This window comes from Schinkia azotoformans LMG 9581, from assembly GCF_000307855.1.
In the GTDB taxonomy this organism is placed as follows: domain Bacteria; phylum Bacillota; class Bacilli; order Bacillales; family Bacillaceae_J; genus Schinkia; species Schinkia azotoformans.
This window is the reverse complement of sequence record NZ_AJLR01000115.1, coordinates 23,071-33,751: the sequence shown is the minus strand read 5'-3', so window position 1 is coordinate 33,751 and position 10,681 is coordinate 23,071. Positions and strand designations below refer to the sequence as shown.

Annotated in this window: 12 protein-coding genes; 4 read left to right on the top strand and 8 right to left on the bottom strand. The window is 37.9% G+C overall.

Features of this window, described 5'->3' with window-relative positions; translation table 11 throughout:
- Nucleotides 1-324 precede the first annotated feature (324 nt).
- The 3 genes from BAZO_RS12695 to BAZO_RS12685 all read right to left on the bottom strand — a co-directional run bounded on the left by BAZO_RS12695 (nucleotide 325) and on the right by BAZO_RS12685 (nucleotide 3,898).
- Complete coding sequence (locus BAZO_RS12695; RefSeq protein ID WP_039957517.1) at nucleotides 325-651, bottom strand: YnfA family protein; 327 nt, start codon at nucleotides 649-651, stop codon at nucleotides 325-327.
- A 42-nt stretch (nucleotides 652-693) separates the two neighbouring features.
- Entirely contained in the window at nucleotides 694-2,916 is a 2,223-nt protein-coding gene (locus BAZO_RS12690; protein WP_003331965.1) for an ATP-dependent helicase, read from the bottom strand.
- A 73-nt stretch (nucleotides 2,917-2,989) separates the two neighbouring features.
- Entirely contained in the window at nucleotides 2,990-3,898 is a 909-nt protein-coding gene (locus BAZO_RS12685) for a DMT family transporter (protein ID WP_003331964.1), read from the bottom strand.
- A 262-nt stretch (nucleotides 3,899-4,160) separates the two neighbouring features.
- Between BAZO_RS12685 and BAZO_RS12680 the strand changes: the two genes are divergently transcribed.
- The 3 genes from BAZO_RS12680 (at nucleotide 4,161) to BAZO_RS12670 (ending at nucleotide 7,525) form a co-directional block, all read left to right on the top strand.
- A complete protein-coding gene (locus tag BAZO_RS12680; protein WP_003331963.1) occupies nucleotides 4,161-4,736 on the top strand; it encodes a DoxX family protein in 576 nt (191 codons plus the stop codon).
- Nucleotides 4,737-5,089: 353 nt separating this feature from the next.
- The gene (locus BAZO_RS12675) at nucleotides 5,090-6,601 is read left to right on the top strand and encodes an SLC13 family permease (RefSeq protein ID WP_051015815.1); all 1,512 of its coding nucleotides are present in this window, start codon (nucleotides 5,090-5,092) and stop codon (nucleotides 6,599-6,601) included.
- 180 nt (nucleotides 6,602-6,781) lie between these two features.
- Nucleotides 6,782-7,525, top strand: coding sequence for an SDR family NAD(P)-dependent oxidoreductase (locus tag BAZO_RS12670; protein WP_003331961.1), 744 nt, complete (start codon nucleotides 6,782-6,784; stop codon nucleotides 7,523-7,525).
- Nucleotides 7,526-7,594: 69 nt separating this feature from the next.
- On the opposite strand, the gene BAZO_RS12665 is transcribed toward BAZO_RS12670, so the two are convergent.
- A complete protein-coding gene (locus tag BAZO_RS12665; RefSeq protein WP_003331960.1) occupies nucleotides 7,595-8,158 on the bottom strand; it encodes a glutathione peroxidase in 564 nt (187 codons plus the stop codon).
- 72 nt (nucleotides 8,159-8,230) lie between these two features.
- On the opposite strand from BAZO_RS12665, the gene BAZO_RS23445 reads away from it, so the two are divergent.
- The gene (locus BAZO_RS23445; protein ID WP_157382132.1) at nucleotides 8,231-8,485 is read left to right on the top strand and encodes a diguanylate cyclase domain-containing protein; all 255 of its coding nucleotides are present in this window, start codon (nucleotides 8,231-8,233) and stop codon (nucleotides 8,483-8,485) included.
- A gap of 85 nt (nucleotides 8,486-8,570) precedes the next feature.
- Here the strand turns inward: BAZO_RS23445 and BAZO_RS12660 are convergent, their stop codons facing one another.
- From BAZO_RS12660 to BAZO_RS12645, 4 genes are all read right to left on the bottom strand, one after another.
- The gene (locus BAZO_RS12660; RefSeq protein WP_003331959.1) at nucleotides 8,571-8,879 is read right to left on the bottom strand and encodes a hypothetical protein; all 309 of its coding nucleotides are present in this window, start codon (nucleotides 8,877-8,879) and stop codon (nucleotides 8,571-8,573) included.
- A gap of 79 nt (nucleotides 8,880-8,958) precedes the next feature.
- Nucleotides 8,959-9,285, bottom strand: coding sequence for a DUF7694 domain-containing protein (locus BAZO_RS12655; RefSeq protein ID WP_003331958.1), 327 nt, complete (start codon nucleotides 9,283-9,285; stop codon nucleotides 8,959-8,961).
- Nucleotides 9,286-9,496: 211 nt separating this feature from the next.
- Entirely contained in the window at nucleotides 9,497-10,438 is a 942-nt protein-coding gene (locus BAZO_RS12650; RefSeq protein ID WP_003331957.1) for a hypothetical protein, read from the bottom strand.
- Between the two features lie 33 nt (nucleotides 10,439-10,471).
- Nucleotides 10,472-10,666 carry a hypothetical protein gene (locus tag BAZO_RS12645; RefSeq protein WP_003331956.1) on the bottom strand — a complete coding sequence of 65 codons (195 nt, stop codon included), beginning with the start codon at nucleotides 10,664-10,666 and terminating at the stop codon, nucleotides 10,472-10,474.
- Nucleotides 10,667-10,681 lie beyond the last annotated feature (15 nt).

Below are 10,681 nucleotides of genomic sequence, written 5' to 3'. Positions count from 1 at the left end.
TCATTTCGTTCGTCGTGTTTTCAGCGACAAGATTTATCTTAACATCTTGTTTCGTGGAAGTCAACAACTTTTTTTAAAAAATATTTTTCAGCGTTTGCTTAACGCCGGAATTTCATAATACCAAAAACAAAACAACTATGCAACACCTTTTTTAAAATCAAGCTTTAAACACAAGCTAATTTTATAATCCAAGTTACTAAAATATATTTTATTTTTTGGTCAGCGAAAATTATTGTATAATTTATTTTCATAGAAATCAACTACTTTTTCAAAAAAAAATCAAAAATGTTAATTAAACGCTTATTTAATGAAGAATCAAGGCTCCTAATGCCTTGGAGCCCAAAGCATAACAGAAACCCCAATTAAACAAACAGCCGCCCCAATCCAATCATAAGTATCGGGTGCCTTTTTATCTACTCCCCATCCCCACAAAACAGAAAGAATGATAAAGACACCACCATAAGCTGCATACACCCGTCCAAATGACGGGAATTTTTGAAGTGTAGGGATGATGCCGTATAAAACTAGAATAAGTCCGCCTATGATTCCGTACCAATACGGCTTCCCTTCACGCAACCATAGCCATACTAAGTAGCCTCCGCCTATTTCGGCGAGCCCAGCAAGTATGAATATAAATATTGAGTAAACTATGTCCCTCTCACCCTTCTATTGTAACTTTAGATTGAAAAATGATTATGCCGGCTCTAAAAGCCCCAATTCCAAGCATGTACTAACTGAAAGATTTTTTACACCCGTTTGAAAACGCACCTCGATCGTGTCTTCACTGAGCTTAACGATTTCACCATGACCAAAGACCCTATGTTTGACTTCCCGACCTTCTACCAATTCCGCCTGATCTTTTATGGCATTAGGATTATAAGGAATAGTAGTGTTCCCCACCTTGATTTTCTTTTTAACCTGTACATCTTCTTTGATATTTTCAGTAGGAGGCGGATCGATTATATTTTTGACATAGGATACAAATAATGAATCCTGGGTCTTTTCTCCATCTCTTTCTTTATATCCAATTAGTTCAAGGTGCTTTTTCGCCCTTGTCATCCCGACGTAAAAAAGACGTGTTGCCTCCTCAATTGCATCACCCTCCACCGTTCCACCTGTATAATCGTCAGATGAAGGAATGATTCCATCAACTAAATCAATCATATAAACCCATTCAAATTCAAGGCCCTTTGCACTATGGAATGTTGAGAATGTCACCGCATTCTGACCCTTCCTCGACTTTGCTTTCTTCAGTTCAGCCTCAAGTGATTTGAGTCGACTCGCAAACTCCTCCATCGACTCCAACCCGTCCGCAATTTCCTCCAATGTATTCAGAATCCCCAAAAGGTTATCTTTACGAAAACCAAGGCGCTCACACATTTTCTCAAGAGTCTTCTCGTAGCCTAAACGATCACGGATGACCTGAATGGCATGGAGCGGCGGCATCCCTTTCATCTGCTGGAAGGTCTCTTTGCTTTCCTTTAAAGGTTTCACTTGATAATCCTGGATCTCCACAAATTTGATCAAGTTATCAAAAACCGATTCATTATTGTTTATTTCTTTCAATGCCGCCATTTGTTTTTTGCTAATATACCCATTAAATTTTAGATGAATTTTTTCTAAAATATCTGGCCGCTTGTCGGTATATGTCATCCGCATGAAGTTTAGGATATCTTGAACTACCCAATGTGAAAAAAAGCGATTGTCAGCATCCTTCATAAAGAATGGAATGCCTGCACGGTCAAATTCATTCATCAAAGCGATAGATGAAGAATTATTCCGATACAAAATGGCTACTTCCCTAAGGTTATATGTGATATCCTGGATTTTTTGTACTAAATATTTAGCTTGATAGATGTAATCCGGCAAACTTCGAATCTGAATAGGCTCCTCAGCAGGGTTTTCCGTAAACATGTTTTTATCATAACGGTTTTTATTTCGCTTTATGAATTGATTTGCTGCATCAACAATACCCTTCGATGAGCGGTAATTTTGTTCCATAAACAAAATCTCTGCATTTGGATATACCTGTTTAAAGTTAAGCAAATAAGACGGCTCCGCGCCGCGCCAGCTATAAATGCTTTGGTCGTCATCGGCTACTACACAAAGATTCCCGTGCTTTTGAACCAACTTCTCAATGATAGCATGCTGCACCATTGAAGTATCTTGGCTTTCATCTGTTAAGAAATAATCATACCGTCCTTGATAAGCTTGAAGAAGCCCGCTGTCTTCCTTTAATGCTTGATTGGCAATCGTCAACATATCATCGAAGTCTAGCAAAAGCTGATGGTAGCCCGACTTTTTAAAAGCCTCATACTCTTCAAAAATTCGCTCAGCTTCAGGAACATCGACCTTAACCGTCGACCACTTTTCTTTTGACAGCATTTTATTTTTAATAAAGCTTATGTATGTTGTTAACTCGTCCATTTGGTCCTCGGTAATAGTTTCCCTGACAATAGATTGAAACAAGTTTCGTAAAATGATCTTCTTATGTAGTGGCTGCTCCTTCCAACTACTTTTTCCTTGCTTCCCTAAATCCACATCCAGATCACCTTCAATGATGCGATAGGAAATACCCGCTTTACGAAAATAATCCCGGACTACCTGAAAGGCAAGGCCATGGATAGTTGAAAAGTCAACGGGCGGAAGTTCCGGAAAAAATCGTTTAAACCGTTCCTTCATATCAATAGCTGAAGCCCGGCTAAAGGTAACCGCCTTGATTCTTGTCGGATTTACACCCTTCACTTCAATAAGATAGCCGATTCGCATAATAATCGTAGTCGTCTTCCCTGACCCAGGTGACGCAAGAAGAAGAAGCGGACCTTCAGTTTGAAGGACTGCCTTCCTTTGGATCTCATTCAAGGAAACTCCTAATTCTTGTTTTTTACGTTCAAAAAAATCATTACTTCCGTTCATTTCAGTTTACTCCTATCGAATGCCGTTCAAAACTATGCTCCCATTATAGCATTTTTAAAATAGGAAAAACCGCTCAGACTTGAGCGGCTTTTTTCTTCAAAAAATATATTTTCCCTTCAGAAACAAAAAGACCTGCCAATGTAAGAATTGTACCTAACGCAGCCATCCCCGTTATTTTTTCATGTAATACTATCATGGAAGTAACCACTGTAATGACAGGAATCATGTAAATATAAATACTCGTTCTAACCGCCCCAAGCACTTTCAAAGCAAAGTTCCATGTAACAAAACAAAGTGCAGAAGCACCCAGTCCCAAGAATATAATATTAAATAAGTTCACAGGGTTCGCAAAACGCTCGATGCCTAGTCTGAAATTGTATAAAAATAAAGCCGGTAACATAAATATAATTCCATAGAAAAACATTCTTCTTGTAATTTGAATTGTATTATAGCCGTAACTGCTTATTTTTCTAGTAAATAAAGAATAAAACGCCCAAACGATTGTAGCGCCAACTGCCAATAAATCACCTAAAGGATTTAGTTGAAAGTTGGAAGTCCCGCTAAAACTAATTAGGGAAATCCCAACCATTGCAACGACAAAGCCAATGAAGAAATTACCTCGCAACGGTTCATCCTTCAAAAATAGGTATATGAGAATAGCTGTAAAAAATGGAGCCAACGAACAAATTACACCTACATTCGAAGCCATTGTATAGGTTAATGCGATATTTTCCAAAAGGTAATATAAAGTTACACCGCATAACCCTGCTCCTGCAAATAGCAGCTCATGTTTTTTATCCTTCACTTTCAGCCGGTGTGGATACACAATTATCAAGGCGATCAATCCCATGATAAATCGGAAAAAAAGGATCTCGATTGGCGTAAAATCATTTAATAGTAGTTTAGTAGAAATAAAAGTTGTTCCCCATATAGCAATAGTTAGTATGGCAACTATATGACCCACAGTATGTTTGTTTTCCATCATCTTATCCTTTCAACCGCGCAAATTATTATAATAACACCTCTTATTTTATATCTTTTAAAATATATTAACTATAATTAAACGTTTATTTAAATGAGAAATCCTAACTAATTAATAATTTTACTTCACAACTTCACGATTAATTGCATAATATTTACGGTATTTAATAATAAAACAATGGTAAGTGTTGCTTAATTGTAAACATTTACCTATAATTAGTTTTTAATCTAAATTTTCAGATCATAATTTGGGGGTGTTATCTTTGAATGGAACAAAAGAAAAAAACATTATTATCCCGGAAAACCCTGTTTCAAAGTATTTGTTTTCCAGTGTCTACGCAGCTTGGATATGGCTGATTATCCGACTTTATGTTGGATACGCTTGGCTTACTGCAGGCTGGCATAAGGTCCAGAGCGATGCTTGGACAGGAGAAAATGCGGGTGCAGCTGTTCAGGGATTTATCCAAGGAGCATTAGCTAAAGCCGCGGATGGCAAGGACGTAACCGGCTGGTATGCAAGTTTCTTAGAAAACACTGTACTGCCGAACGCAAAAATCTTTGGATTTGTCGTTGCGTATGGTGAACTGTTAGTAGGGCTTGGTCTTATCGTCGGACTTTTAACTGGAATTGCAGCGTTCTTTGGCACGATTATGAACGTCAGCTTTCTTTTCGCAGGAACACTAAGTACAAATCCAATTTTGTTTATACTGGCGACTTGGCTTGTACTTGCTTGGAAAAACGCCGGTTGGTACGGCTTGGACCGTTGGGTACTGCCACTACTCGGTACACCTTGGCACCGGGAATCATCTAAGAATAGTGAGCATTCTGCAAATCTATGAAAAAATCGGGACGCAGGGTCGGGAACTGCGTCCCACTTTTATAAACAAATCATGCCCACCCACAGGGACGCAGTTCCCGACCCCGCGTCCCTGTAAAAGACCCCATTTTCACAAAATATGCACAAATGTTTCATTAGATATCCATACCTTTTAAATTATATAAGAATTATGATAAAGGTACAGGATCATTTAATAGACTAGGGTCCATTTTATAAGAGATTCAATATATTTTTAGAAATGAGGGGGTGTTACATGTCCATTTTAATTAATAAATAGTATTTAATTAGCCCAGTAGAAGGAAGGAGTGTTGATGTATGTCTAGCATTTCAGCCAAATTAAAGGGTTTTCAAAGTATGGATTCACACAAAAAGAGTTCAACAAAAAGTGAAAGTGCTGATAAGAAAAAGCAAAAATTAAAAGCCATTTTCTTGCTGGTAGCTTTCCTAGCTCTTATCGTTATTTTAATGTTGCCAACCCCGGAAGGATTATCAGTTGCGGGTCATCGCACGTTGGCTGTTCTAGCTTTTGCTGTTATTTTGTGGGTAACCGAAGCTGTTTCTTATCCGGTAAGTGCAGCACTTATTACCGTTTTATTAACTTTGCTTTTAGGATTTGGGCCAAGCTTGGAAGACCCAACACAGATAATGGGTACTAAAACTGCCTTAACGATGTCACTCTCTGGTTTTAGCAACTCAGCTGCCATTCTGGTAGCAGCTGCACTATTCTTAGCAGCGGCGATGCAAGCGACCAAGCTAGATAAGAGGATTGCACTTACCATTTTGTCAAAGGTAGGCTCTCAAACTAAGAGCATTCTCATTGGTGCAATTCTTGTTGGAGTTGTCTTAGCCTTTTTTGTACCTAGTACTACAGCCCGAGTGGGAGCCATCGTACCAATTATTCTAGGGATGGTAGCTGCATTCGGATTGGAAAAAAACAGCCGCTTAGCCGCCCTATTAATGATTACTTCAGCGCAAATTGGTTCAATTTGGAATATCGGTGTTAAAACAGCCGCTGCACAAAACATGGTAGCCATCGGATTTATTGAAGAAGCCTTTGGCAAAAGTGTAACCTGGGGACAATGGTTCCTTTATGCTGCTCCATGGTCAATTGCCATGTCCGTCCTTCTTTACTTTGTTATGTTAAAAGTCATACCGCCAGAAATGGACAGTATTCCGAACGGAAATGAAATGGTTAGAAAACAATTGGATGAATTAGGAAAGATGACTAAGCCCCAAATCAGATTAACCATTATCTCAGTAACTCTGTTATTCCTTTGGGCTACAGAAGGTACACTACATGACATCGACACTACAACCTCTACACTCCTTGCCGTAGCCATCATGCTTACACCTAAAATTGGCGTATTTAGTTGGAAAGAAGCAGAATCCAATATTCCTTGGGGAACCATCATCCTGTTTGCAGCTGGTATCTCTTTGGGAACAGTCCTGCTTAAAACACAAGCAGCAAACTGGATGTCATCTGCCATGTTCAGCAGCATCGGAATCTCTACACTATCAGTACTTGGCATCATCGCTGCCGTTGCTGCCTTTAACTTCCTGATCCACCTTGGCTTTGCCAGTGCAACAAGTTTAGCTTCTGCTTTTATCCCGGTGGTTATTTCCCTAACCCAAGGGCTAGAAGGATATTCTGTCGCAACGCTTATAGGTATCGTATTGATCCAACAATTTGTTGTAAGCTTTGGATTCCTGTTACCAGTGAACGCACCGCAAAACATGGTTGCTTATGGTACTGGTGCCTTTACTACAAAAGACTTCTTAAAATCTGGGGTTCCTTTGACCATCATTGGCTATCTGTTGATTCTTCTCTTTGCTGCAACCTACTGGAAATGGGTAGGATTGTTATAATAGAACACGGGAGAGGCCTTGTTGCGGAAGCAATACGGTCCTTTCCCTTTTTTTATATAAAAGTTATAAAACATTCAAATTTGCCCAGGCTCGCCAGTGTTTATATTATGTATAATTATTTTTGTACAACAATTTGTGAATACTTTCACAAAAAATGATATGGTAACGGAGGACTTTCTTATGCGTTTACAAGAAAAGGTTGCGATTATTACAGGTGGTACATTTGGAATTGGCGAAAGCACAGCATTACTATTTGCTAAAGAAGGCGCAAAAGTAATCATTGCTGCCCGTAATAAAGAAAAAGGAGAAAATGTAGTCCAGAAGATTAAAGAACTTGGCGGGGAAGCTATTTTCGTTAAAACCGATGTGTCAAAAGAAGAAGATGTAAAAAATCTTGTTGAAGAAACAATCAATACTTTTGGTAAAGTGGATATCCTATTTGCTAATGCAGGTGTTGGCGATATGGGAGACCTCGACACAGTAACCCTAGAAGATTGGAATTACACTCTTAGCGTTGACCTTACTGGTGTATTCCTTTGCAATAAATATGTTATCCCACATATGGAGGAGATTGGCGGCGGCTCCATTATTAACTGTGCCTCAATCCTAGGACATGTCGGACAGCCATCTGTGACTGCTTACGCTGCTGCGAAAGGCGGCGTTGTGAACATGACTCGTACTGCTGCCGTTACATATGCAAAGAAAGGCATTCGCATCAATGCAATATGCCCAGGATATATTGTAACAAATATCCTAGATGGACTTTCTGATGAGATGTTAGAGCATTTGAAATCCTTACATCCAATCGGCCGCCTCGGCAGACCTGAAGAAGTAGCCAATGCTGTATTATTCCTTGCAAGCGATGAAGCATCGTTTGTTACCGGTGCTAACTTGTTAGTAGACGGCGGCTATACTGCTCAATAAGAATTTTTCACTTTGAAGGTATTAAAATGGGACGCAGTTCCCGACCCCGTGTCCCATTTTGTTTCTAATTTACGATACCGATTCATGTTGGACAAGTTTGGCAATATCAGCAGAAATAGCCGAAAATTCATCCGTTGGCTCGTATCTTTTAATAACCCTTCCCTCTTGGTCAATTAAGAATTTTGTGAAATTCCATTTAATCTCGTTTCCTACTAACCATTCTGGGTTTTTATCAAAAATCATCATTTTTAACAACTTTTCATTGAAGTTATTCTCATCAAATCCTCTAAATGGCGCTTGATTTTTTAAGTATTGAAACAATGGATGTTCCTCAGGTCCATTCACATTAACCTTTGCAAATATAGGAAAATTCACACCATAATTAAGCTTACAAAAAGCCGCTGCCTCTTCATTTCCACCGGGTTCCTGTTCTCCAAATTGGTTGCAAGGAAATCCTAAAATTTCAAAATTATTATCTTTATGTTGCTCATAAAGCTTCTGCAAATCATCAAACTGTGGTGTGAATTTACATTTACTAGCCGTATTAACAATTAGCATCACTTTACCCTTGTAGCTTTCCAAAGACACACTTTTGTTATTTATTCTGTCCGCTTCAAAACGATGCACACTCATTTTGACCACCTTTTTATAATGAATATTTTTTAATAATTATTATAAACTATTAAAAATATAAGTCAAGCCATAATGAGACGCAGAGTCGGCGGGGCGCAGTTCCCGACCCCACGTCCCACCTTCATTTGTCAAGCAGCTAATGATGAATTATCTGTGCGATACACTCTTAGCCTCGGGCTACTCACCATTATTCCCGATCAAAATACCGAATGGGACACGCTATACATTTTATGTGACAAAGCCCTTTATGAAGCAAAAAATAAAGGCAGAAATCAAGTCGTTCACTATCAATACTCCCGAGAATCAAAAAATCCCGCTAGATTATAACAACTTTTGCGGGATTCTCTATTTGCAATCCCATATGGAGTGGGAAGCGGAACCCGTGTCCCACTTGTTCCATTACAAATTGACTTTAACCTCTAAGTCTGTTCAAGATATTATTGAGTTCAGTATCATGTTTACCAGTTTTTGAACTTAGATATTCAATATCTATTTTTACACTTTTAATTTCGTCAGAAACCACATCAAAAACTTTACGATGTTCATCTAATTTATCATTTATATACCTAAAATTACTGCGCATCTCTGATAGTATATTTTCTGCTTTTGAATCAAGACTATCTACCTTAGAATCTACGTTGGTAACCTTTTCTGCAATTCGTTCTTGTCCCTCTTTTAAATTATTGATTTCATTAAGAATTTGCTTTAAAATTTCCTCCAACTTAACCAACTCCACCCATGATTTTAATTAAATATAACACATAAAGCACCAATATTCATACGTAACCTAGCTTAACTTTTTAGTGATAAAATCCTTTTTCAAAGTTTTTGTTTTTATCCACCGTTGATTCGAAAAAATGAACTATAAAACAATTTGACTGCTGAGATACAGATACCATCTCCATCATAATATCTGGGAATAGAAGGCTTTTAATTTTCATAATTTCATCAAATGTTGGAATCCGATTGGCGTGGCTAATAGAGTAATGCCATCTTCCGTCATTCCTGCTGACAATAATGGCACAATCCCCGTAATCATACGACTTAATATTATCCGATCCATTCTTCTTCATTTGTTTGACAACGAATTTCGGAAGCTTTACTTCTATTATACTTTCAGTTTTCATTTTTAACTCACCCCGATTGTATGTTCTGTTTTTATTATATCAGAACATTAGTTCCCAATCAATAGTACGGGCTATTTCTTTTGTATAAAAACAGGGACTCCGCTTTAGGATAACGTATATTTTTACATTTAATTAAACATTTATTTAATTAAAGTCATAGAAAAAACTGAACCCCTTTGGATTCAGTTCGCATAGCATGTTGAAGAACAACTTAACCCATATTTTCTATTAATGATATCCGCTTCCGTTCAGTTATGGATAGGTTATTCTTTATTTCATCATACTTCTCTTTCAATTGAGATAAAGTGGTGGCAACCTGATTTAAAATTTTTGAGGTTTGTTCATATGAATCTTGAATATGTCCATGAACGAACCAATCCACAATAATCCCGTCAAAAAAATAATCAACAAATGTTAATAGACCGCTTATTTTAAAATTGCTCTGGTTAGCCTTTTCAACATCTTTAAGTTCTTCCTGGAAATGCCGCAGCGCCCTTTGTGCATGATGAATTTCATCACGTGAATCATTAATATGGCTATGTTTGATCGCTGTAGAAATCATACCGCCACCAAACATGTCGAAGGTTGACCATCCTTTCGCACTATCAAGCGATTTAAGAGCCTTTTCAAGTGAAGAACTTGCCTTTTCTCCAGCTTCAATGGCCTCTTCATGTTCCTTTAGGTTTGAATGTAAATCTGTTTCCAGTTCAAGAAGTGCATCCAGTTTCTGACCTAGAACAGGATCTTGGCTATGAATTAATTTTTCTTTTCGCATTAATAAAGATTGATATTCAGTTTCAATATTAGCAACTGTTGAAAGCTTTTCTTGAAGCTCCTTACTCTCCTCTTTTAAGTCAGTAGCGGTCTTGGTCGCTTCTTGTAATTTTAAACGAGCTGCAATCAGCTCCTGATTTTCCTTATCTAATTTTTCAAGTTTTTGACCAATAAGAGCATAAAAAATGCTCGCTACACTTAACGATTCAAGTCGGTCAACATCCTTTTGCTCTTTTTCAAATTGGTGCTGTACATGTTGTAGTTTTTCTTCTTCGTCCTTAATTGTCTCTAGTACATTTTTCAGCCGCGCTTCCCATTTTTCTTTTTTTCTCATTTTTTCCTTTACTACTTTTAGTTCCGTATTTAATTGTTGAATCATTGGTTCCACCTCACAAATATCAGGCAATTCCCTTCACACAACATCAAAGATATTTTCTATTAATCTTCCCAACCCTCTTAGCAACCAAAAAATAATTCTAAATGGCAGTAGGACCAACTCGGGTATCCAGATAAGCACATCAATAAGGAAATCACCAAACGAATATTGATCATTGTGTTTCTTGCTTTTCCTCATCTTTTCTTTCTTTTTGTTCCACCATTCTTTCATTTTTGGCACCACCTC